General features: G+C 46.3%; 21 protein-coding genes. 11 read left to right on the forward strand and 10 right to left on the reverse strand.

Annotated features, from left to right (window positions below):
- Positions 1 to 79: 79 nt before the first annotated feature.
- The 3 genes from AC07M6_RS23365 (at position 80) to AC07M6_RS23375 (ending at position 3,425) form a co-directional block, all read left to right on the forward strand.
- Complete coding sequence (locus tag AC07M6_RS23365; RefSeq protein ID WP_494893695.1) at positions 80 to 1,546, forward strand: APC family permease; 1,467 nt, start codon at positions 80 to 82, stop codon at positions 1,544 to 1,546.
- Positions 1,518 to 2,933, forward strand: coding sequence for a D-alanyl-D-alanine carboxypeptidase/D-alanyl-D-alanine endopeptidase (gene dacB, locus AC07M6_RS23370; RefSeq protein ID WP_494893696.1), 1,416 nt, complete (start codon positions 1,518 to 1,520; stop codon positions 2,931 to 2,933). Before AC07M6_RS23365 ends, dacB begins: the two co-directional genes overlap by 29 nt.
- A 96-nt stretch (positions 2,934 to 3,029) precedes the next feature.
- Positions 3,030 to 3,425: a hypothetical protein gene (locus tag AC07M6_RS23375; RefSeq protein ID WP_494893698.1), complete on the forward strand. Its 396-nt coding sequence runs from the start codon at positions 3,030 to 3,032 to the stop codon at positions 3,423 to 3,425.
- 84 nt (positions 3,426 to 3,509) lie between these two features.
- Here AC07M6_RS23375 and AC07M6_RS23380 read toward each other — a convergent pair whose 3' ends face one another.
- Positions 3,510 to 5,348, reverse strand: a complete 1,839-nt coding sequence (locus AC07M6_RS23380; RefSeq protein ID WP_494893700.1) for a UbiD family decarboxylase — start codon at positions 5,346 to 5,348, stop codon at positions 3,510 to 3,512.
- Positions 5,349 to 5,451: 103 nt separating this feature from the next.
- Between AC07M6_RS23380 and AC07M6_RS23385 the strand changes: the two genes are divergently transcribed.
- Entirely contained in the window at positions 5,452 to 6,294 is an 843-nt protein-coding gene (locus tag AC07M6_RS23385; protein ID WP_494893702.1) for a bifunctional helix-turn-helix domain-containing protein/methylated-DNA--[protein]-cysteine S-methyltransferase, read from the forward strand.
- A 98-nt stretch (positions 6,295 to 6,392) separates the two neighbouring features.
- Here AC07M6_RS23385 and AC07M6_RS23390 read toward each other — a convergent pair whose 3' ends face one another.
- Complete coding sequence (locus AC07M6_RS23390; RefSeq protein WP_494893704.1) at positions 6,393 to 6,842, reverse strand: DoxX family protein; 450 nt, start codon at positions 6,840 to 6,842, stop codon at positions 6,393 to 6,395.
- A 179-nt stretch (positions 6,843 to 7,021) separates the two neighbouring features.
- On the opposite strand from AC07M6_RS23390, the gene AC07M6_RS23395 reads away from it, so the two are divergent.
- A complete protein-coding gene (locus AC07M6_RS23395) occupies positions 7,022 to 7,420 on the forward strand; it encodes a VOC family protein (protein ID WP_494893706.1) in 399 nt (132 codons plus the stop codon).
- Positions 7,421 to 7,536: 116 nt separating this feature from the next.
- Positions 7,537 to 7,983: a DUF5990 family protein gene (locus tag AC07M6_RS23400; RefSeq protein WP_494893708.1), complete on the forward strand. Its 447-nt coding sequence runs from the start codon at positions 7,537 to 7,539 to the stop codon at positions 7,981 to 7,983.
- 199 nt (positions 7,984 to 8,182) lie between these two features.
- Here the strand turns inward: AC07M6_RS23400 and AC07M6_RS23405 are convergent, their stop codons facing one another.
- The 7 genes from AC07M6_RS23405 to AC07M6_RS23435 form a co-directional block, all read right to left on the reverse strand.
- A complete protein-coding gene (locus tag AC07M6_RS23405) occupies positions 8,183 to 9,514 on the reverse strand; it encodes a TldD/PmbA family protein (RefSeq protein ID WP_494893709.1) in 1,332 nt (443 codons plus the stop codon).
- Positions 9,515 to 9,519: 5 nt separating this feature from the next.
- Positions 9,520 to 11,157, reverse strand: coding sequence for a TldD/PmbA family protein (locus AC07M6_RS23410; protein WP_494893710.1), 1,638 nt, complete (start codon positions 11,155 to 11,157; stop codon positions 9,520 to 9,522).
- Positions 11,158 to 11,221: 64 nt separating this feature from the next.
- A complete protein-coding gene (locus AC07M6_RS23415) occupies positions 11,222 to 13,003 on the reverse strand; it encodes a hypothetical protein (protein ID WP_494893712.1) in 1,782 nt (593 codons plus the stop codon).
- The gene (locus AC07M6_RS23420; protein ID WP_494893713.1) at positions 13,000 to 15,114 is read right to left on the reverse strand and encodes a hypothetical protein; all 2,115 of its coding nucleotides are present in this window, start codon (positions 15,112 to 15,114) and stop codon (positions 13,000 to 13,002) included. The genes AC07M6_RS23415 and AC07M6_RS23420 overlap by 4 nt, the downstream gene beginning before the upstream one ends.
- Entirely contained in the window at positions 15,107 to 16,606 is a 1,500-nt protein-coding gene (locus tag AC07M6_RS23425) for a BatA domain-containing protein (RefSeq protein WP_494893715.1), read from the reverse strand. Before AC07M6_RS23425 ends, AC07M6_RS23420 begins: the two co-directional genes overlap by 8 nt.
- A gap of 151 nt (positions 16,607 to 16,757) precedes the next feature.
- Positions 16,758 to 17,624, reverse strand: coding sequence for a DUF58 domain-containing protein (locus AC07M6_RS23430; protein WP_494893716.1), 867 nt, complete (start codon positions 17,622 to 17,624; stop codon positions 16,758 to 16,760).
- A 91-nt stretch (positions 17,625 to 17,715) separates the two neighbouring features.
- The gene (locus AC07M6_RS23435; protein WP_494893717.1) at positions 17,716 to 18,717 is read right to left on the reverse strand and encodes an AAA family ATPase; all 1,002 of its coding nucleotides are present in this window, start codon (positions 18,715 to 18,717) and stop codon (positions 17,716 to 17,718) included.
- Between the two features lie 202 nt (positions 18,718 to 18,919).
- On the opposite strand from AC07M6_RS23435, the gene AC07M6_RS23440 reads away from it, so the two are divergent.
- The 4 genes from AC07M6_RS23440 to AC07M6_RS23455 all read left to right on the forward strand — a co-directional run bounded on the left by AC07M6_RS23440 (position 18,920) and on the right by AC07M6_RS23455 (position 20,948).
- Complete coding sequence (locus AC07M6_RS23440) at positions 18,920 to 19,546, forward strand: DUF4159 domain-containing protein (protein WP_494893719.1); 627 nt, start codon at positions 18,920 to 18,922, stop codon at positions 19,544 to 19,546.
- A gap of 90 nt (positions 19,547 to 19,636) precedes the next feature.
- On the forward strand, positions 19,637 to 19,819 hold the full coding sequence (locus tag AC07M6_RS23445) for a hypothetical protein (RefSeq protein WP_494893721.1): 183 nt from the start codon (positions 19,637 to 19,639) through the stop codon (positions 19,817 to 19,819).
- The gene (locus tag AC07M6_RS23450; protein WP_494893723.1) at positions 19,807 to 20,106 is read left to right on the forward strand and encodes a type II toxin-antitoxin system RelE/ParE family toxin; all 300 of its coding nucleotides are present in this window, start codon (positions 19,807 to 19,809) and stop codon (positions 20,104 to 20,106) included. The genes AC07M6_RS23445 and AC07M6_RS23450 overlap by 13 nt, the downstream gene beginning before the upstream one ends.
- 125 nt (positions 20,107 to 20,231) lie before the next feature.
- A complete protein-coding gene (locus tag AC07M6_RS23455; protein WP_494893725.1) occupies positions 20,232 to 20,948 on the forward strand; it encodes a proline and serine-rich protein 1 family protein in 717 nt (238 codons plus the stop codon).
- A gap of 9 nt (positions 20,949 to 20,957) precedes the next feature.
- On the opposite strand, the gene AC07M6_RS23460 is transcribed toward AC07M6_RS23455, so the two are convergent.
- Positions 20,958 to 21,758, reverse strand: a complete 801-nt coding sequence (locus AC07M6_RS23460) for a hypothetical protein (protein ID WP_494893727.1) — start codon at positions 21,756 to 21,758, stop codon at positions 20,958 to 20,960.
- Between the two features lie 102 nt (positions 21,759 to 21,860).
- Here AC07M6_RS23460 and ispG point away from each other — a divergent pair, with 102 nt between their 5' ends.
- Positions 21,861 to 23,888, forward strand: a complete 2,028-nt coding sequence (gene ispG / locus AC07M6_RS23465; RefSeq protein ID WP_494893729.1) for a (E)-4-hydroxy-3-methylbut-2-enyl-diphosphate synthase — start codon at positions 21,861 to 21,863, stop codon at positions 23,886 to 23,888.
- The last annotated feature ends 93 nt before the right edge of the window (positions 23,889 to 23,981 follow it).

Here is a 23,981-nt window from a genome sequence, read left to right on the forward strand (position 1 = left end):
GGATAACGTAATTAATCGCTGACAAATACTAAAAAAATGTTTTTTTTGGATAGCTTAGGGCTTTAAACCATAATCACTAATGCAGGAAAGTACAGAAAAACCAAAATTAAAACACGCACTGGGCCTTTTAGATGGTACCATGCTGGTTGCCGGGTCCATGATCGGGTCGGGGATATTTATTGTAAGCGCCGATATTATTCGTAATGTTGGCTCGTCGGGCTGGCTGATAGCCGTTTGGGTGATCACCGGATTTATGACCCTGACCGCCGCCGTAAGTTATGGCGAGTTAAGCGGCATGTTCCCCAAAGCAGGCGGGCAATACATCTACCTGAAGGAATCGTACAATAAACTGATCGCGTTTTTATATGGCTGGAGTTTTTTCGCGGTGATCCAAACCGGCACTATCGCTGCTGTGGGCGTGGCTTTCTCTAAGTTTTTGGCTTATATGGTGCCTGCCGTAAGCGAAGATCATATCCTTTATCAATTTACCTGGGGCGCTAAGGATGATGGTACCCCGCACGTATTTGCTTTAAACGCGGCCCAACTGGTGTCTATTGCGTTAATTATATTACTCACATTTATTAATACCCGCGGTGTTAAGGGTGGTAAGATGATCCAAACCACCTTTACGTTAACCAAGCTGGTGAGTTTATTTGGGTTGATCATTTTCGGTCTGCTGGCTATGAAGCCCGAGATATGGCAAGCCAACTGGACCGACGCCTGGAACTTGCATAACCTAGCCAAGGATGGTACAGTAACCAGTTTAACAACCGGCGCGGCGCTGGGGGCTATAGCGGCATCAATGGTGGGCTCCATCTTCAGCAGCGATGCCTGGAACAGCGTGACCTTTATAGCCGGCGAAATGAAAAACCCTAAAAGGAATATCGGTCTAAGTTTGTTCCTTGGCACATTGATCGTAACCATCATTTACGTATCGGCTAACGTAATGTATACGGCGGTGCTGCCACTGCATGATATCGCCTCGGCCCCGAAAGATAGGGTAGCGGTAGCCGCGTCCACGGTTATATTTGGTAATATTGGTACCATAGTAATCGCTGTGATGATCATGGTATCAACCTTTGGCTGCAATAACGGTTTGATATTGGCTGGTGCGCGCGTATATTATACCATGGCTAAGGATGGCTTGTTCTTCAAAAAAACAGGCGAGTTAAACAAAGCTGCCGTGCCTGAGTTTGGCTTATGGCTGCAATGTTTGGTAGCCGCTATCCTGTGTTTAAGCGGTACGTATGGTAACCTGCTGGATATGATATCGTTTGTGGTAGTATTGTTTTATGTGTTGACCATCTTCGGGATCTTCATCTTACGCAAAAAACGCCCGGATGCCGAACGCCCTTACAAAGCTTTTGGTTACCCATATTTGCCGGCAATTTATATATTAATGGGTTTAGCATTTTGCGGATTATTATTAAAATATAAATCGGATTATACCTGGCCGGGTTTAATTATCGTTTTAATTGGCGTACCTATTTACTATATAGCCAACCGTAACAACAAAAATGAGGATCAGGAAGCTCATACTGCTTAGTTTATTTTTTATTACCACAGGCGCTTCGGCACAAAGCCTCCAGCAAAAACTACAGGCTGTTTTTGGCCGCTTACAACAGGATAGCCAGTGCCGTTATGCATCGGCATCGTTAACGGTGCTGGATGCAAAAACCGGTGAGGTGCTTTACGCCGCTAATGCTGATATGGGACTGGCGCCCGCGTCTACCCTGAAAACGGTGACATCGGCTACGGCATTTTATATGCTGGGGAAGGATTTTCAGTATCAAACCACTTTAGGTTATACGGGGAGCATTAATGCCAACGGTATATTAAACGGCGACCTGATCATTACCGGCTCCGGCGACCCAACCCTGGGCAGCTGGCGTTGGGAAAACACTAAAGGCAATGCCGTATTGAACGCCATGGTAACCGCGATTAAAAAGGCCGGTATTAAAACTATTAACGGAAAAATTATGGGTGATGAATCCACCTTCGGTACACAAAGTATTCCCGAAGGCTGGATCTGGCAGGATATAGGCAATTATTACGGCGCGGGCACATCAGGCCTTTGCTGGCGCGAAAACCAGTTTGATATTAAATTCCATACCGGCGCTGTCGGTACACCGATCACTGTTGCGGCGGTAATACCGGCAATGCCCTATTACCAGTTTAAAAGTGAATTGCAGAACGCCCCGGCAGGTACCGGCGACCGGTCGTACGGTTTTTTGCCCGTTGGTAACCAAACTTTCTATTTACGTGGAACTTACGGGACCGATCAGGCCAAAAAAAGTATTTCTTTGGCCTTGCCCGATCCGGCTTTTGACATAGCCTACCGTTTAACCGATACGTTGACCCGTATAGGCATACCCACTTCGGTTAAGCCGGAATCGATAGCTACATTAATGGCTAAGGGAGCATCACAAACAAAACCGAATGTTACCAATTTAACTACCATTACATCACCCGCGCTTAGCAAAATCATTTACTGGCTCAATCAAAAAAGCGTGAACCTGTATGCCGAACAACTACTGAAAACCCTGGCCTGGAAATCAAACCAGCCTGTATCAACCAGCAATGGCGTAAAAATATTGCAGGATTTTTGGAAAACCCGCGGGATTGATCCCGAATCACTAAATATTGTTGATGGCAGCGGCCTTTCCCCTGGCGACAGGGTGACTACCAAAACGCTGGCACAAGTACTTAAAACCGTTAAAACCGAAACCTGGTTCCCCGATTATTACGAAAGCCTGCCCACTTATAATGGTATTAAGATGAAGAGCGGCACCATCAACAACGGCCTATCCTACGCCGGCTATCAAACTAAAAACGGGCGCGAATTGTGTTTCGCCATTATTATTAATAACTACAGCGGTTCAACCAGTTCGATGCGGCAAAAAATGTTCGGGGTGTTGGATGAGTTGAAATAAGTAATTAGAGGTTAGTTAATTAGAGATTAGGTTTTTAGAGATTAGGTTTTTAATGTAGAGACACTAGATTTTGTGTCTCTCATAAGCAAATCAAACATGAAAAGAATATTCGCCCTGTTTCTTGTATCAACAATCGCCCTCACCGCCTGCCAACCAAAAAAACAACCCAGCGATAGTGTAAAAGCCATCACCATTAAATATACCGAACTGAGCCGCCAAACCCTGTTCAAAATATCCTGCGAAAGCTTTGATAAATACTTTCCCAAACCCATGGTGATGCATGTGGTAAGCAAGCCCGCTATTGATAGCCTGATGCTGGTGATAGACGGGCTAAAAAGAATGGAAGACGAGGAGGTTGATGTGCGCGCCAAAATGTATATTACCAGCCAGGATAATAAAACCGATACGCTATGCCTGGGTGTTAGTACGCTAAAGTATAAGCAGGGAACTTATGAAACGCCACAGAAGTTGCTGATGATGATACAGCAGTGAATAAGTCTTAAGTTCTAAGTCTTAAGTCGAGTAATCTAATAATTAATAAAGATAACTTTCGACTTTCGACTCCCGACTTAAGACTTATATAATCCCCGCTAAAACACCACCCTTAACCCCCAAAGCATCCACCCGTTTCTCCACCGACGGGTCTTTCTCCAGCACCGGTGCGTGATGCGGTTTAATCCGCGCGTCAATAATCAGCGGACCATGACAGCCCCAGTGTTTATGCTCGGTGAAGCTGTTAACGCCATAAATATCGTGCGATGGGTTGCTGCGGGTAAAGGTTACCCAAACCAGGTTGTTGATGGTTTGGGCAGTAAATGCGGCATCATCACACAAAACTATCAGTGGTAAGCTGTTTAAATCCTGGCCTTTCAGGTAATCATTCAGGATGGCTATCTGTTTTTCAGTTTCCTGTTCGGTAATGTACTTAGGCGCCTGTACAGCCAGTATGCCGGGCATGGCTATCTTAAATCCGCTAAATATATTGGGCAGACTAAAGCCCGATGGTAATTCTGTCCACAACTCCCGCTTCACTTCTCCTGCAACGGTAACGGCTACTTTACTGCCCGTGTTCAGTCCGCTGCCGCTGTAATCCAGCGTATCAATCGTAGTGCGGGTATGGAAGTGCAGGTCGCGGGTCAAATCAACCCGTTCCAGTATATGCTTTAAAAAGCCTTCAATATCATTTACGTTCAGCGCCGGATCATCCTCCTGCGCGGCAATGAACAAGTATTTGGCTAAACTTAATTGGTTTTTACCGAAGATATGGTTGGCGATAGTGAGGATCTCCTGCGGCTTGCGTTCTTTAATATAAGGCGTATAACGTTCGCTGCCGATAGCGAATAGTAAAGGGTGCACACCCGCCGAATCTACCGCGTTAACGGCATGCAGTCCGGGTATTTCCTGCGGCAGTGCCGAGCCGGTGATCTCGTGGATCAAAGCCCCAAAGCTGGTATCTTCCTGCGGCGGTCGGCCAACAACGGTGAACGACCAGATCGCATCCTTTTTATGATACACATTATGTACCTTCATCAAGGGGAAGGGATGTGTCAGGCTGTAATACCCCAAATGATCGCCGAAAGGGCCTTCGGGTTTATTTTCGTGCGGCATTACTGTTCCGGTGATCACAAAATCGGCATCGGCCGAAATGCAGAAACCTTCATTATCGTAAAAATACCTGAACCTGCGGTTACCCAAAGCCCCGGCAAAGGTCATTTCAGATAAACCCTCGGGCAGGGGCATTACGGCGGCTACCGGGTGCGATGGCGGCCCGCCTACAAATATGCTCACTTTAAGCGGCTGCCCTTTGGCATTGGCTTTAGTTTGATGCACGCCTATACCGCGGTGCAGTTGATAATGCAGGCCAATCTCATCATTCAGCACATATTCATTTCCTGCTAACTGGATACGGTACATACCCAAATTGGCATGCATTACGCCCGGCTTGTCGGCATCCTCGGTATAAACTTGCGGCATGGTGATAAAGGGGCCACCATCCATAGGCCAATTGACGATTTGCGGCAAGGCGCTGATCTGCGTTTTACCAAAGCTGATCGGCGCGCTTTTGCCTACTTTCATAGGCAATGCCGAGAAGGCAGTCAAGGCGGTGTTTGCATATTTGAACGGATGCTTCAGCGCCTGCATCGGGTCGGATTTAATATCAACCAACGTTTTTACCTTATCCAGCGTATCACGAAAAATAAACCGCGACCTGTCCAGCGTACCAAACAGGTTTGATACAGCCGGGAATTGACTGCCCTTCACATTTTCGAACAGGATAGCCGGCCCCTGGTGCTCAAACACGCGCAGGTGAATGGCGGCCATCTCCAGATAAGGGTCAACCTCCTGTTTAATGCGGACTAAATGCCCGTTTTTTTCAAGATCGGTAATGCAGGATTGTAGACTGTTGTAACCCATTTCGGTGGTTGATGAAGGCCAAAAATACTCAAAAAAACATCGCAAGTTTCGGGTTTTATAGCATTTGCCCGCGCTATACTTTTGTTTCATAAATTTACAGCACATGGAAACCCAGGAAGCAATTAATTATCACCGTATAGCCGAGGCCATCACCTATTTAAAGGACAATTTTAAGGCCCAGCCCAATTTGGATGAAGTGGCCGAAAAGGTACATATCAGTCCATACCATTTTCAACGCATGTTTACCGATTGGGCAGGCATCAGTCCCAAGAAGTTTCTGCAGTATCTCAGTATCGATCATGCTAAAAACATCCTGAAGCAAAACAAAGTCACGCTCGCCGATGCCGCTTTTGAGACAGGCTTATCAGGCACCGGCCGCCTGCACGATCTGTTTATGAATATTGAAGGTATGACACCGGCCGAATACAAACACGGCGGCCAGTCGCTCCAGATCAATTACAGTTTTGCCGAAACGCCTTTTGGAACCATCCTCATCGCGTCGACAGCAAAAGGTGTTTGTTATATGGCTTTCGCCGATGAACAGGAGGAGGCCCTGAAACTATTGTTTGAGCAATTCCCCAACGCTGCTTACAGGCAGGTGGTTGATACGATCCAGCAAAATGCATTATATATTTTTACCCGGGACTGGTCGAAGTTAAGCCAGGTAAAACTGCACCTGAAGGGTACGCCATTTCAGTTAAAAGTGTGGGAGGCGCTGCTGCGGATCCCAATGGGCGGTCTGGTCGATTACGGCTCCATAGCGCAAAGTATCCAATCGCCCAAAGCATCGCGGGCGGTAGGCAGCGCCGTAGGAAGTAACCCGGTAGCTTTCCTGATCCCCTGCCACAGGGTCATCCGGTCGACCGGTGATTTTGGGCAGTACCATTGGGGTGCAACCCGTAAAACAGCTATAATAGGCTGGGAGGCGGCCAAAATTGGTCATTAGTCATTTCGCTTTGCTGTCATTGGTCATTGGTGCCGAACGCAAGAGTGAAGACTGTCAAAATGCCGCAGGCATTTTGACTAATGACTAATGACTAATGACTAATGACTAATGACTAATAACCAAACCCACACAATAAACAAAACCTGCAAAGGTACCCGGAACCACAGGTATTTCAACCCATCGCCGCTGTAATCGGCTTTCTCCAGGTTTACGTTTTTTATAGCGCCGTAAATATTAGCGGGTAGTATCAGTATAAAAAACAGGATCAGCAGTTTGCCGCACAGCTGATATTGGGAAGTTAGCAGACCAATTGCCGCGGCAATTTCCAGTATCCCTGTAAGCCATACCATCAGCTTTTTAGCCGGGATAAATGGCGGCATCATCATGGTCATACCATCGGCAAATTTAAAATGGCCAATGGCGGTAAGCAATAACATGGCTGCCATGGCTATGCGGCCGCTTAGCAGGTAGTTGATATGCCCGGCTGTTAAGGCAGTAACCCCGCAGCTAATGGCAAATACGACAATCAATACAATCAATGGTTTCATAGGTGATGAATTTATGGAAACAAAAATATAACCTTCCGGAGTACCGGCACAGAATATCCCGACGAGTTGCAGATATGAACAAGTGTTTGGTAAAATAACATGCCTCACCCGAAAGGGGGGATTGCATTTGTCCATTCTGTTTTGCTACCTTTAAATTAAACTAAAAACCCTAAAACTATATGACCTTTGATAACGCCATCAGCTGGTTTGAGATACCGGCTACCGACATTGACCGCGCGCAAAAATTTTACGAAGCGATTTTTGAAATCACCATGAATGCTATGGATATGCCTGGCATGAAAATGCGCATGTTCCCCTTAACCGACCCGATGAAGGGCGTAGGCGGTACGCTGTGTGATTCCGGAGGCTTCCATACACCATCGGCAGACAAAGGCACGCTGATCTATCTGAACGCTAATCCCAACATCCAGGCCATTGTAGATCGGATAGAACCTGCCGGAGGCAAAATCATCGTCCCAAAAACCCTGATTGCGCCGGAGTACGGCTATATGGCCGTATTTACTGATACCGAAGGTAACCGCGTAGCGCTGCACTCGGTTGAGGGAGTGGTGATGTAACCATAGGATGTCATCCTGAGCTTGTCGAAGGGTGCATGCGTGGGCCTGCCCACCATGGTTCGACGAGCTCACCATGACACCCTATGAACTAATTGTCATCATCAAACAACACAACAATGAATAACGATCTCTCCCTCCGCATCATTTTGCAAGCCCCGCCACCGGGTGTTGATTTTGGTTTGCAAAAAGGATCGGGCAATAAGTACGAAACGATACAAATCCAGCGGTCGGGTGTTAAAGACCCGATTTTTACTTTTACCATTCAAATTAAAGGCGACCGGCAAAAGGACAGCCAGCCTGGTTTTGTAGGCCCGTTTGTGCAGGGGCCGGTGCCCGATAAGTTTATTTATATAGATATCGGCAAGCTTGCCGGTCAATTCGGTTCGTGCTGGGACAGGCGCTTGAAAGTGCCTTTAAGAGACATCACCTGGGATATGGTTGAAAAAGTGCAGGGAGATAGTGCACTTTGCCTTGAAACCCACGTTGCCGGTACCGGCCGGGACGGCGGCCCTAATTGCGCTACCGTGAAGCCTTTTGAGGGGTGGAAGGTGAACGCTGTTTAACCACTTTGTCATTGCGAGGAGCCATCGGGTTGTGTGGAAGCAGCGACGTGGCAATCCCATAGGCAGTATGCGTTGCTTGTCCTATGGGATTGCCGCGCTATCGCTCGCAATGACAAAACGCAGTAAAACAAAACGGCCTGCTCATTTTGAGCAGGCCGTTTTGCTTCTTGACTCCTGAATCTAAATTCTTGAATCTATCTTACACCGCGTCGCTCAATGAGCTGAAGGTGAAGTCTCTGATCTTCATCGGCGGGATCAGATAGCTGCGGTAGCTTTCTACGCTGATGGCCCGCTCTGGTTTGCCCAGGGCTTCTACGTTGTTCAGCATAATTACCGGGCTTTCGTTAAAACGGAAATTCTTTACCGGGAATTTGATCTTGCCGTTTTCGATATAAAAAGTACCATCGCGGGTCAATCCGGTTAGTAACAGCGATTGCTGATCGACCATGCGGATATACCACAGACGCGATACCAGGATACCGCGCTCGGTGCTGGCAATCATTTCTTCGATACTGCTGTTGCCGCCCTGCATAATAATATTGCTTGGGCCTGGAACAGGCGCCACGCCTTTCTTTTGCGCCCAAAAACGGGAATAGCTTAAGTTCTTCACTACGCCTTTATCAATCCAGTAGGTTTTCTCTAATGGCAGGCCTTCCCCGTTCCAGGTGCCGCCGGGTAATTCGGTGTTAAACGGATCAGAGTAGATGGTAACTTTTTCATCCATCAGCTGATCGCCCAAACGGGTACCGCCGCCTTTTTTACTTAAAAAACTACGGCCTTCCTCGGCGCTGCGGGCATCAAAGCGAAACATATTCTCCAGCATGTACGCGCCGGCTGTAGGCTCTAATATCACCGTGTATTTACCCGGCTCAATAGCTTTGGCTTGTTTAGATGCATTGGCTTTCATGGCGGCAATTTTGGTAGCGCCATAAGTGTCCAGCTTTTTAATATCGGTAAAACCACGGGCTGCATAGCCTGATATGGTGCCGGTTTCATCGCGGGTGGTAACCGAGAAGGTAACATCCGACGATTTATTATAAGCGAACAAGCCTTTATTGTTCATGATAGCGCTAAAGCCTGATGAGTTTTCCAGGTAACCGGCCTGTACTAAACCAGCCTCTTTGGTAGCTTTCATACTTTGGGCAATCAGGGCGGCGCGGGTATCCGGTGTCATGGCCGCGGTATCGGCATTCCAGGTGATGGAATCCTTAAATGTAGCCGGGCCCATAGGTGGCATATGTTCCGAATTTTCGGGGGCCAGTTGGGCCAGTTCTTCCGACCGGCGCACAACTTTTTCAAGCGATGCGTCATCAAACTCATTGATACTTGCCGAACCTGTTTTTTTACCGAAAGTTGAGCTGACAAATAAACCCATGGTATTGGTTTCGCCGGCTGTTGAAACAGCGTTAAGGGCTGTGCGGATATTGCCGCCCATACGGCCGTTCAGTCCAACTTCACATTCATCGGCTTTTGAATAACTGAGCACTTTCTTTAATAAAGCCTGTGCTTCTTCTTTAGTTAGTATTGCCATATTAATTACCCAATTCTTCTTTTAGTGTTAATAACATTTACCCCGTTAAAACGCGCGGTTGACGATCCGTGTGACACGGCGCTCGACTGTTGCGGCTGGCCTTTACCGTCGCTGAATGAACCGCCTAAGCGATAATCCTTCTCGTCGCAAACTGCCGCGCACGAGCTCCAGAACTCACGTGTGTTAGCCTGGTAGGCCACATCGTTTATCTGGCCAACAATTTTGCCGTTCTTGATCTCATAAAACAGCTGCCCGCCAAACTGGAAGTTATAGCGTTGCTGATCGATAGAGAAAGAGCCGTTGTTGACGATGAAAATACCTTTCTCTACATTTTTGATCATATCATCCGGCGATAGCGGGGTTTTGCCCGGCAACAGGGATACGTTTGGCATGCGCTGAAATTGTACCGAATCCCAGTTATCGGCATAGCAGCAGCCTTGTGATTTATCTAAGCCAACCACTTTAGCCTGATCGCGGATAGCCTGCAGGTTTACCAGCACGCCATCTTTAATAATTTCCCATTCGCCGCACTTAACACCTTCATCATCGTAACCTACGGCGCCTAATGATCCCTTTTGCATTTTATCGGCATGGATGTTTACATGCTCGCTGCCGTATTTAAATGTTTTTGATTTTAATTTATCCAGCGATACAAAGCTGGTACCGGCAAAGTTGGCCTCATAACCCAGTACACGGTCAAGCTCGGTAGGGTGGCCAACCGATTCGTGAATGGTGAGCCACAGGTGCGATGGATCAAGCACCAGGTCGTATTTACCCGGTTCAACCGATTTGGCGCCTAACTTATCCGTAGCGTTTTTGGTGGCCTGTTTAATATCTTCCAGCATATCATACCGCTGTTTATAACGGGTAACCACGCCGGTCACTTTCTCGGATGCAACCGGGGTCAAATACTCGTAGCCCAGGCCCATTGGCGAACTTAAAGATGGCTGCGACTGGAATTCGCCTGTAGCCACGTTAATTTTAGTTACCGAAAAATTAGGCGAGATACGGTGGATATCCTGGTCGATATAAGAGCCATCTGTAGATGCAAAATACTTTTGCTCATTGATCATGGCTATACCCGAGTTAACAAAGTTAGCGCCGCCGGCGGTAGCGATAGCATTGGCGGCCAGCAGCAATTCTACTTTCTCTTTAATAGGCACCTCGAAGGCGTTTTTTTCTATCGGGGCTTTCCAGCTTACTTCGCCGTAGCCTTTTTGTGGGGCCAGGTCTACCGGTTTGCCACCAATTTTGGCGTTGGCTTTAGCAACAGCCACGGCACGGGCCGCGGTTTTGGCCATACCTTCCTTAGTTACATCATTGGTTGCGGCAAAACCCCAGCAGCCATTGGCAATAACACGAATGCCCACGCCGAACGATTCGCTGTTGGATACGTTTTGCACACGCTGTTCGCGGGTGGCCACAAACTGCTGCAGGTAGCGGCCAATGCGTACATCGGCATAGCTGGCACCTAATGATTTGGCACTGTTAAGCGCCACATCGGCCAGCATTTTTTTGGTTTTTACATCTATCGGATCCAGCAATTGCGATGGATCGATAGATCTGCCGAAGGCAGACAGGTCCGGCAGCATCATAGCGCTGGCACCTAATCCCGATAAATAAATAAAGTCTCTGCGTCTCAAGGTTAAATCCTCCTTTTATTGATTGTTTAGTTTTAGTTTTTCTGATTATGGTGATCGTGTTTTGTTAGCTGAAGAATTTGCTTTCGGCCCATAGAAAGGTTGCCGCCATTAAAAATAGGATATAAAAATATATTTTAGGTACGCTGGCATGGGTTTTTTGCTGTATTTGTTTTGTTACAGTTGCAATTGCCGGGTTGTCTTTTACGTATTGACTGGTAAGGTTGAGTTTTTTTACAGCTTTTAGGCTTAGCCACTCATTTTTTTTCCAGGCATACCACCAATAAGGGCTGCCATTAGGCCGGGTAACCTGCTGCCAGCCATAAGCCGCAGGCCAGTAGGTTACCGACTGCTGAAAAGGTACAGCCGGGTTTTGAGAAGGATAAACTACCGACTGGTTGACCTTTATATCGCCGGCAGGTAAGCCGCTTTCCAAAACCAATGCTACAGGCTGATTAGTAACCGGTAGGGATGAAGCTACCGACCAGTTTTCCGTTATCAGTGATTTGCGCGCGGCCGTTTCTATCAGCAGCGACCATAAAGCCGTATAATCAGTTTGGTTACCGGCCAGCATCCAGCTGTAAGTATTGCTGATGGTGGTAAAAATGAGTTTACCGGCGCCGCTTAGTGTGAGGCCTGCGTGGGTATGACCGTGCTCATCGGTAATTAAGGCCTGCGTGTTGCTTTGCGGGATGATATCAACCGGATCGATATTGAGTTTGGCGGTTTTGTCCATACCCCGGATGTTTAATGCCATTGGTGTTTGCTGTTTGCCCGCCTGGTAAGTGATGGGGAAGCTGCTTTGCAGCCACGACGGCTTCTTATCAGCACTATCGGCACGGATAATTAATCCCAGTCCTTTTTGACTGATCTCCTGCTGTAAGGCCGAACTTTCGGGTGGACTTAAACTTTTCAATGCAGATAGATCGCCGACTACAATATCAAATTTGCTGAGCAGGGTTGCGGTGATATGCGATAGGTCTGGCTGGTCCATATTCAAATATTCCTGCCCGAATTTGCCTTTACTGATAACCGAGCGTGATGCCATGCCGTAACCATTTCCACCCAGCCAGGTTTTTAGAAATTTACTCTCAAAATCGGGCGAAGACGATAGCAGGAGTACTTTTAAGGCTTGGTTTTTTTCGATAATTACCGGCAGAGATTCCTGTTTCAGTGTGTCTTTCCCGTTTAATATAATTAAGCTGTAAACTAACCTGCCGCTGTTTTTTGGTATGGATTTTAAGGAGAACGGAGCATTTGACCTGGCCGGAATGCTTACCGAATCTAACGTGGTGTTTAAGCCTTTCAATACTAATGCGCAGGCTTTAGCCGATGTGTTTTGATAAGTGCCCTGCACATGGAACTGCTGTCCGGCTTTTACTTTTTCTGTCCAGTTCACAGCCGTAAAACCATCGGGGATTGGCGAAGGGTGAAATACCACCTGCCGGCCCGATAGCTGTTCCAGTTCATCTGCATCCAAACCGTAACCTACAATATGTACAGGTGTAATGCGGGCGCTATCGTTAAATAAAGCCTGCAAATCATCCAGCAGTTTAGCTTTGGGATACTGCTGATGCACGGATTTATCCAAAGTATAAATACTGTCGGTTTTGTTTAAGCTATCGGCATTAAAACCTTCGGTCAGTAAGATCTTACCTGCGCCAGGGGTTTGGGTAATGGTGGCAGAATAGGTTATAGGCCAAATTACACCAGCTAAAGCGGTAACCGCCAACAGCACAGCCACTATGCGCCAAAGCAGGTGCGCTTTATTCGCACGGGCATACTCCCGGTAAACCGCGAAGGCTGCCAATAATAAACAGATCAATATCACAACACTATGCCAGCTCATGGTTTGTTTTTCAGGTTTTGGTAATAGTGTTGGGCTAATCCCATATCGGGAGTTGTTGCTTTGTTTTGCGGTATTCTGTCGCTATGGGGCAAAGTTTTTTGTATGGCCCGCTCTACCAGGTCGATATCCTGCAAAGCCGGTTGCGTGGCCGACATGATCCTGTTCATAGCGCTTACAGCCGTTAAATAGATACCCGGTTGTGCCGATGCTTTTACGCTGAGCTGCTGTTTGGCTAATTGCAAAGTATGCTTATCCGCATCGCTGTACATACGGGTGATCCTGATCTGTTCCAGTAATTGCACGGCTGTTTTCAGCGTTTCGTATTGGTCGGCACCCGGTTTAATATCCTGCTTGTTTAAAGGCTGGTTAATCTTACTCAAATCGCCTGATAAGCGTTTCTCCATTTTAAGCGGGATGGGTTTGTAAGCCGTCTTAGCTACATACGAGCGCGACTTTTGCTGCAGGTCTTTTAATAAACGCAGCGCCTTATATTCGTAAGGCAAGGCTTCCTGTGGTTTGTACATGCGCAGGTGCAGTTCGGCGTTCCACATTTCAGTCAAGGTGGCTTTTAGCTGGGCCTTGATGGCCGGTTCAAGAAAAGTAGCATCCTCGGCATTATCGTGCTTATCGGTATAAGCATCTAAAATCATGGCCGCGTTGTTGAAGTTCTCTACCTTGGTGAGCTCCGAATTTTCTTTCATGCCGCCTACGTCCGATTCATCTTCTTCGCCTAAAAACTTGCCATAACGCAGACGCAGCATTTTTTGATCGGCGCCGATTTCGGCACTCATACTGTTGTATTTATCTTTAGATAAGCTGTCCTTACTTTTCAGCAGTTTTTCGGTATCCATAATAATTTGCCGCTGGCTGCGGAAATACTCGGGCTTCAGGTTCGATCCGTTGACAATGCCATCCATGCTCATTAAAGCGGCGGTGTCCTGAATGGAAACCGTATATACATCTGTCCGGCTTTTTTGCTGGTGGTTATCGTGCGCCTCAATATAAAAGTATAGCTCATCGCCGGGTTCCATTTCCAGTTTGGGCAAATCGAACAAGTGCTGCAAATTGTAAGTGGCGCTGTGCGAAGCGAACGCTTCGCCGAAAGGGATCTTATACTCTTTAAACTTTACGCCCTCGCCGCTGCCTTTGGCCACCGTGGCATAAATCAGGGCATCGCTTACGCCGTAATCATCTGTAATAGTGGTGCTTAGCGCTACCTGCGGTTTTTCACCAGCATCAATATAGGTGTACTGCTTGGGTGTTTTAACCCTGATTTGTGGCGGGTTATCCTTAATCGTTTCCACCTGGTACAGATCAGATGGTTTACCATCTATAATTACCTGGTAAAAGCCGGGTTTGTCGATTAACCTTTTGGCTGTCCATTGGGTATGCTCTTCATCGGCCTGGAGCGCAATTTGTTCATGATCGTTAAATAACAAACTCATTTGCTTTACAGTGATGTTAGTGCTGATTGCCCAGTTAACCACTGAACCCTCTTCGGCTAATATGGTAAACCTGTCCTGTTCGCGTTTAGGTTTACCGGTATAAGCGGGCGGATCAATAGTTAGTGCAAGCGATTCGATCTGTGGTAAAACTTTTTCGGGCGGTACCAATTTTTGACCCGCATCCATTCCGAATAAATTAGACCCACCTGCCCGGTGTGGTATTTTAGTTGCCACAAAACTAAGCAAAGCGGCAACTAACATCAACAAGGCAGCCTGTTTTAAACGCCTGGTAAATTCTTTCGGCAGGGAGGGGATCCCGCTTAAGGCATGCTCAACTTTGGTTAATTGCAGGCGCTGTAAAAGCGTGAGTTCGGCTGGCGGTTTGATCGTTAATTCAGCGCTTTCCTCTAATTCAGGGTACGACCGGTTTAGAAAAGCGGATACCATAAACGGTGTGATTTGCCAGGGCTTGCGGATGAAAAGTAAGACGCAAAAACTAAGCACAAAAACGGGTATTGCCCACAAAGCAGCAACCGCAAACAGGTAATGGAGTACGGCGATGGTAAGCAAAGCAATAGCCATAGCCAAAACCGCATCGGCCAGTATTTGGTAGCCAATCCATTTTTGCTTTAAGCTGTTTATTTTATGTATGCCCTGATCAGCCATTTGCTAACACGGTTTTGTTTTTAGTAGCCAGCCAGCGCTCGGCAAAAAATGCCAGGGCTAAGGCCAGCCACAAATAATTTGTTAATTCGATAGGATGTACTTGCGTATTGGCTACCATATCGCTGCCCGATATACGCGCAGGCTGCAATTGATCTGCGCTGATAGCCCGGCGTTCATGGTCGCCTGCTTCAAACGGCTGATGATTAGTTAAATCCATTATCCATTTGGGGAAATCATCGCTCCAAACCAAATCGTTCCAGGCCGGGTTAAAACGACTGAAAAAATGATACATATTGGTTTTACCTTTATCCAGGCTTAAAACCGTGTTGCCAAAACCATCTGCCCAAACCGGGCTGCCGATATTTTTTGAGCCGATGTTTTTATGCAACGCTATTTTAACTGCACCTTGCATAAGGATCTCGTTCCCGCTGTTGCTCATCCAGGTATCGGTTTCTAATGCCTTGCCATCTTCGTAATGCAAAACATTTTTAGCCTGATCAATAATTTCATCATCAATACTGTCTTCCGACAGCCAAAAGATCCAATCCTGATCAGCCGGTATCGTTTCCGCATCGGTGTATTGCCTGATGATGGTTTTGCGTTGCGTAAACTGGCTAACAGCCATTAAAGCAGCTTTTAAATAATTAGCATCAATGCTATGCTTATCTGTATAAATGGCTATGCGCTGGGTAGTAGTATCTACACTGATCTTTGAGTTTTTTAAACTGACCACCGGGATACCATTATCAACCCCAACCTGGTAAACCGAACCTGTTTGCCCACCGTTTTTGATATCATTATACTGGTAACTTGTGCCGCCCGGTGTGGCCGTACCCTGCACTGCCCGGATATTGCCGTTAACGGTTAGCCATGCGCCGGCCAGCCAGGTATTCACCGAATCGGCAGGAGTATAGGTATGCCAGTTGATAGTTAAACCTGTCGCCGGTTTTTCGCCCCTGAAATGGCTGATGGTGTTGGGCGTAAATAATTCGGCTGTAACCGTTGCCGGGATATGATGCTCCAATTGCCGTACTAAGGCCCAATAATTTGCAGGTTGAGCAGTTGCCGTATCCTTGCCGGGATGCTGCAATAATTCGTTGATATCGGCTTTTGGGAAGCCTTTATCAAAGTAGTGAAACTCGTAACCTTTTTTACTGATAGAATCAATATCCGGTTTAAACCGCTGATAAACCTCGTTAAAATTTTCCTTCGGGATTAACAGCCAGCCTTTGGTTTTACCTGCTTTTAAATGCTGCTGCCAAAGCGGCCCGGCCAGTAGGAATGCCAGCAAGATCAATAATAAGCAACGCAGCAACAGCAATAATATGTCCAGTAACTTAAAACTGCGGCTGCTTTTGGGCGACGACTCGGTAAACAACGCGATGCTGCCCACCTTCAGCGTTTTGCCCGGCCGGATATTCCACAAATGGATTGCCACCGGGATGCTGATAGCAGCCAGCGCGAAAAGCCATATGGACGATGCTAAAAGCATAAGCCCCCCAACCCCCTGAAGGGGGAGTTAGCCAAGCCCCCCAGCCCCCTAAAGGGGGAGTTGGTTATGGGAGATATGTTTACTTTAGTTTGCAATCGTTATTACTTTATCCTTTTTATAATTTCTGTTCCCCCTTCAGGGGGTTAGGGGGTTATTTATTCCGCTGCACCAAAAAATCCCGCAGTGCCTTATCCAGCGGTTCGGCTGTATTGATTAGCTGATGCACAATATGCTTACCCAGTAATTCCATCCGGATATCTGTCAGGTGCTGCTGCATATTTTCCCGGTAAGCTTTGGCCTGCTGGGTATTGATCTGGATGGTTTCGCCGGTTTCCAGGTCTTCTAAAGTAGAAAATCCTTTAAAATCCAGATCCAGTTCGTTTTTCCCCATCAGTTGAAAAACAATAACCTCGTGCTTCAGCGCGGCCAGCGAATCAAGCAGTTTGCTGATCTCGCCGTTTTCCTGGTACATATCCGTAATAAAAACCAGTAATTCCTTGCGGCCCGATCCGGTAAACAGTTCTTTATAATGCACCGGTTGAGTGAACTTACCCGCCGGCTCTATCTGCGTAAGCTGATAGTATAACCGCTTTAAATGCTGCGGATCGGGCCGGGATGCCAGCGAGAACAAGCCGCCATCCTGGAAAACGTACAGGCCAACCGCGTCGCCCTGTAAATTAGCCAAATAGGCTAAAGATGCCGACAGAAAACGGGCATAGTCGATCTTTTTAACGCCATTATCATCATGGTTCATACTGGCGCTGGCATCAACCAAAAAACGTACGGATATGCTGGTCTCAATCTCCGATTCGCGAATATAATACCTGTCCGACCGGGCAAACATGCGCCAGTCCAGCCAGCGCAGATCGTCACCCGGCTGGTAGCTGCGGTACTGACTAAACTCTAATCCGGGGCCTTTTACGGTGCTTTTATTAAACCCGTTCATAAAGCCATCAACAACCGTTTTCGCCAATAACGGCAAATCCTTAATGGTCATTAATACTTTTGGGTCGAGCATGTTTAGTGATTATTTTTATGTGCGAATGTGCGGATATGCAGATGTAAGAATTAAGAGCATTTGCACATACGCACATCTGCATATTTGCACATTATAAAACCTTCGGTCGCTCAATTAGCTTTATCAACTCCTCCGTTACCCTGTCTGATGTAATATCTTCGGCTTCGGCTTTAAAGTTCATCAGTATGCGGTGCCTTAATACGGGGTAAGCCATGGCGTGGATATCTTCGGGCAGTACGGCATAACGGCCTTTTAGCAGGGCGCGGGCTTTTGCGGTAAGGATCAATGCCTGTCCCGCGCGCGGACCGGCGCCCCAGCGTACCCACTCCTTAATGTAGGGTATGGTAGTGGTATCCGGACGGGTAGCACGAATGATCTGGCTGACGTAGCGCACCAAATCTTCGTTAATATTTACCTGCCTTACCAATGCCTGAGCCTGCTGAATTTCTTCGGCAGTGATGATGGCTTGTACATCGGCCTTTTTGGTGCCGGTGGTACGGTTTAATATATCAAACTCCTCCTGGTCGGTTGGGTAGCCTATCTTTATCAATAGCAGGAAACGGTCGAGCTGTGCCTCGGGCAGGGGATAGGTACCGGCCTGTTCAATTGGGTTTTGGGTAGCCAGGATAAAGAAAGGTTTATCCAGCGGATAGGTTTGCCCGCCGTAGGTTACTTCAAACTCCTGCATCGCTTCCAGCAGGGCCGATTGCGTTTTTGGCGGCGTACGGTTAATCTCATCGGCCAAAATTATATTGGCAAACAAGGGGCCTTTGTTAAACTTAAAAAAGCGTTTGCCGGTGGCATGGTCTTCTTCTAAAATCTCGGTGCCGATGATATCCGTAGGCATCAGGTCGGGGGTGAACTGGATGCGCCTGAAAGCCAGTTTAAGGGCTTGCGACATGGTTTTCACGATCAGCGTTTTGGCCAGTCCGGGCACCCCCTCCAGCAGGCAGTGCCCACCGGCCAAAAAGGCCACTAAAAGCTCGTCCAGGATATGGTCCTGCCCTACAATTACTTTCTGTATTTCGGTTTTTAGTTGCGGAAGTTTATCCAGCAGTGTTTTGATCTCTTTTTCCGTCAGTTCAGCAGTCATAGCTAATTTTTATGCTTGTATGCTCAATAATTTGTACGCTTAAGTGTCAATTATTGTTCACCATCACAATATAGGGTGCTTTTTATACAAAAAACGCCTGTTGTTATAAAAAACTTAATCAAGTATCTTAAAAATTACAACGCCGCTAATGAAAAGTGTTTTTGGCATAAAATTTTATAGTAATTTTAGAGTTTTAACAAACATGCCCATTAGCCCCAAATTTACTTTTGCCCGTTTAAGTTACCATTCCGGCGACTGGGATACCGATCAGCGGATGCCATCCAATATCCTCAATTCCCTGCTGGAATATACTACTATTCCCTTTGATAGTAAGGAAAAAGTGGTGCCGCTGAGCAGTCCGGATATCTTCAATTACCCTTTCTTTTACCTGAGCGGCCATAAGCTGGTGCAGTTTGACACGCAGGAACGGGCCAACTTTAAAAAGTATATCGAGAATGGCGGCTTTGTGTTTGTGGACGATTGCAACCACGATATCGACGGACTGTTTGCCAAATCCTTCGAGGCGCAGATGGCGGCTTTGTTTGGGCCTGCAGCGTTAAAGAAGATCCCGAATAACCACCCGATATACAGCTCGTTTTTTAAGTTTGAGAAAGGCCCGCCACCTACTACGTTCGAGCTGAACGGCTGGGGCGACGACCTGATACACGATTACCTGAAAGCCGTTGAAATAAAAGGCCGCATAGGGGTATTATACAGTAATAAGGATTACGGCTGCGAGTGGGATTACGATTTCCGCAACAAGCGGTTTTTATCCGAAGATAATACCAAGTTTGGGGTGAATATTGTGGTGTACGCGATGGGGGGATAGGAGAAAGTTTGCAGTACCGAGTTTGCAGTGGTAGTAACAATTAAAAAATGTTTAAATTTGGATAATAGCTATCATTAAGTTCGGCATAAGATGAAAAAGAATACAGTGATTGAAACCCTCGATTCGTTTGAGGATGAATTTGATACCGAAAAACTGGTTGAACGGCTTTTATTTATTGAAAAAGTTGAGCAAGGGTTGAAAGATGTGGAAGAAGGAAAGGTAATAGATTTGAATACCGCGAAACAAAAGTTTTTTGATAAGTGGAGCAAATAGTTATTGTCCTAACCGAATCGGCTTACGAAGATTTGGAAGATATAGAAAGTTATATTTCGCAGGATTCCCCGGCTATCGCCCGAAAATTCATTATTCGTATCTTTGATAAAATAGATCAGCTATATCAATTTCCTGAATCAGGAAAGCCTGTTCCTGAAATAAAGGGCTCAACTATTCGTGAATTACTCCTGAACAAATACCGTATCATTTATCAGATTATAGATAGTAGCAACATTTCTGTAATCCGTGTTGTTCATGGTTCAAGATTATTGGATATAGAAATCTAAAAATATCTCCCTATTTTTCAATTACTTATGTATTTCTCGTTACGGACATTTAACCTTTTGGGGCTTAAGGGCGTCATACCATCGTAAATGACCTACAGCCTTATGCATTTCAACCTTTATCTGTTATGAAAAAATTAATTATACTATTGCTGGTATTGACTACCGTGGTAGCTGCACAAGCCCAGGATCTTAAAAAAAGCACCGATCAGTTTGTTTATGGGCATAGGGTACATGTATTAAACCGAGAGGAGTTTGCAAGGGTACAACAAACCGTTAAAAACACCCCTTTTGCTGATGATAAAAAGATAGCTTTTAAGGCCGCCATGCAGCGGGACTATATAACAACCGCGCAAGTGCAGGATTTGCTGAAGCAGTTTGTTTTTGATGATGACAAGTTAAGCTGGATTATACTGACTTACCCCTATGTAGCCGATGTGCAATACTTTTACCGCATACGCAATGATCTTACTTTTATAAGCAGTCAAAATAAGTTTGACCAGTTTTTGCGGAGTGCTACAGACATGGACCAACCCCGGCAACGCATAGGCAGGTTATTTGGACGCGAAGAGTTTGCCGATTTACAAGCAGCTATACGCAAAGAACCCTTTGCCGACGGAAAGAAAAAGATATTTAGCCTGGCTATAAACAACCGGTTGATCACCGTGGCGCAACTGAGCGAGCTATTGAAACAATTTACCTTTGATGATGATAAATTAGCCTGGGCCTTTATAGCGTATAAAAACGTGGCCGATGTGCAGCGTTATTACGAGGTGCGTAACCTGCTTACCTTTGATATGAATAAGCAAAAACTGGATAAGTTTTTGTTAGACACAGGGGAGTAAATTTAATTATTATCTCTTTCTGACTAATTGATATTTAAGATTACCAACAACCAATTCTGTAGAATCGGCGTTGGGATGTGTGTCGTATAAATTTAAAGTATCACCTTTTATTTTGAAAGTGTAACTGCTATTTGCGCCCCTGTCAAAACTTATGTCATCTAAATTGTCCATTACATCACTATTTAAATCGATATTGATGTGATAACTCAAATGCCCATTGAAGCCTATTACCTTGCCATCAGATGTAAATGTAACATCATGCAATACCATATTATCTGCCCAGGTATATTTTCCGGCAACTAAGCCTTGATTGACAAGGTAATCGGTGCCATAGCCTAAGTTGTCATCAGGCTGTTTGAGCATAGCTCTAATGTATTTTGTTTTAGTAGTGGTGCCCTTTTCGGTGTAATAAAATGTTAAAACAGTGTCTTTGCCTATTTTGCTGTACCCGAGGTCACTATCACCTAAAATAATGGTTGATGGCCGCTTCCCTTTATGGAATTTTAAAAACATTTCACTACCGTCGTGATTACCCCAACCGGCTTTAACCAATAAAGAATCTCCCTGTATCAGGTCGGTGTTGATATACATAGTAGTCATATCTTTTGCCAAATCGGCGGCATCTAAAGGTGATTTGGTGCGGATAATCTTTTCAATGTAATCTTTTTTAACCCAAACACCCTGGATAATTGGTTTGAATTTTTTGATCAGCTGTTCAGATTGGCCCTCTACCTTTTTAACCTTTGTTTCATTGCTTTGACAGGATAAAAGTATTGTGGAAAATAAAAACAGGTAAAATATATTTTTCATGATAAATCAGGCTTTAACCAAAGATAATATGTTTACAATTGACAGCGCCATTACTTTAATCATTATTCGTAAATTTGCCCTTCATAAAGCTATCTCACACACATGAATGCTGATGCTATCAAATTATTGCCGGGTAAATATTGTAATTCGCTGACCGAATATTCGCGTTTTGTTACCCGCGAGGTGGCCATTGGCGATGTGCCCCTGGGCGGCAATAACCCCATCCGCATCCAAAGCATGACCACTACCGATACCATGGATACCATCGGTACGGTTGAGCAAAGCATCCGCATGATTGAGGCCGGCTGCGAGTATGTGCGCATTACTGCTCCCAGCATTAAAGAAGCCCAAAACTTAGCCGAGATCAAAAAACAACTGCGTGCCCGCGGCTATACCGCCCCTTTAGTGGCCGATATTCACTTTACCCCCAATGCTGCCGAAGTAGCCGCAAGGATAGTGGAAAAAGTGCGAGTTAACCCAGGTAACTACGCCGATAAAAAGAAGTTTGACCAGATAGATTATACCGATTTGCAATACCAGGCCGAACTGGACCGCATCTACGCCAAATTTTCGCCCCTGGTGAAGATCTGTAAAGAATATGGTACGGCTATGCGTATTGGTACTAACCACGGGTCACTGTCCGACAGGATCATGAGCCGTTATGGCGATACCCCGCAGGGCATGGTAGAATCGGCCATGGAGTTTATCCGCATGTGCGAGGCTATGAATTACTACCAGTTGGTGGTAAGTATGAAGAGCAGCAACCCGCAGGTAATGGTGCAGGCCTATCGTTTACTGGTGCAAACCATGGTAGCCGAGGGTATGAACTACCCGCTGCACCTGGGCGTTACCGAAGCCGGCGACGGTGAAGACGGCCGTATTAAATCGGCCGTAGGTATTGGTACCTTATTAGAAGATGGCCTGGGCGATACCGTGCGTGTATCCCTGACCGAAGAACCCGAAGCCGAAGCACCCGTGGCTATTGCGCTGGTGGAGCGATATACAAGTCGTAAGTCAAAAGTCGTAAGTCAAAAGACTACTTCAGACTTAGAACTTCAGACTCCAGACTTTACTCACAATCCCTACGAATACAAAAAGCGCGATACCTACGAAGCTAATGCCTTTATAGGCGGCCACATGGTGCCGAGGGTAGTAGTGGATATCTCAAAATTAAACCTGAAGGATCCCGCTATTCTGAATGCTGCAGGGTATTTGTACTCCCCAATATTGGATAAGTATAACATGGGCGAGCAATCGGTTGATTTTGTTTACCTGGCCGATGAACTGCCATCATTCACTATGCCGGGTAACCTGAAGCAATTATACAATTACAGCACCTGGCAAAAACTGGCGAATAAAACGCTTTGCCATCCCTTATTTACGCTGAAAGATTATATCAGTACCGGTGCCGACCGCTCGTCTCCGCTAAACCTGGTGCGCATTACCCATGCCGATTTGGATACCGATGATTTCGGCTTGCTGCAACTGGATAAGTCACTGGTATTTGTGCTGGAAACTACTGAAGCCCACGGCATGGCCGATCAGCGCGCGTTCTTCTTTAAACTGGAAGAAATGGGCTTGGATGTGCCGGTGATAGTGAAACGGAGTTATAAGTCTTTAGTCAATAGTCTGAAGTCTGAAGATCAACTTGAGACTTTAGACTCAAGACTTCAGACTCAATTGCAACTTTTTTCCGCTACCGATCTTGGTGCCCTTTTAGTTGATGGTTTTGGCGATGGTATTTGGATCGACGCGCCGGAGGTGGCTACTGCGGCTATTACATCTACCGCTTTTGGCATTTTACAGGCGACCAGGTCGCGCATTTCTAAAACCGAATATATCTCGTGCCCCAGCTGCGGGCGCACCTTGTTCGATCTGATGGAGACTACCCAGATGATCCGCAGCCGCACCAGTCACCTCAAAGGCCTTAAAATTGGGATTATGGGCTGCATCGTTAACGGCCCCGGCGAAATGGCCGATGCCGATTACGGTTATGTAGGTTCGGGCCCGGGTAAGGTTACCCTTTATCGCAGTAAGGAAGTGGTGAAAAAGAATGTAGGCTCGGATAACGCTTTAGACGAACTGATCAATATCATCCGCGAAGACGGGAACTGGATAGAACCGGTTTAGTATTGCTAATGCTACCGGACAAGTTTTAAACTTGTTTAATTAAATATACCCTCTATAATTCTCTGCACCCCCTGCATTCTTCACAACAACTAA

Source organism: Mucilaginibacter sp. GW821-FHT07H05, assembly GCF_059418485.1.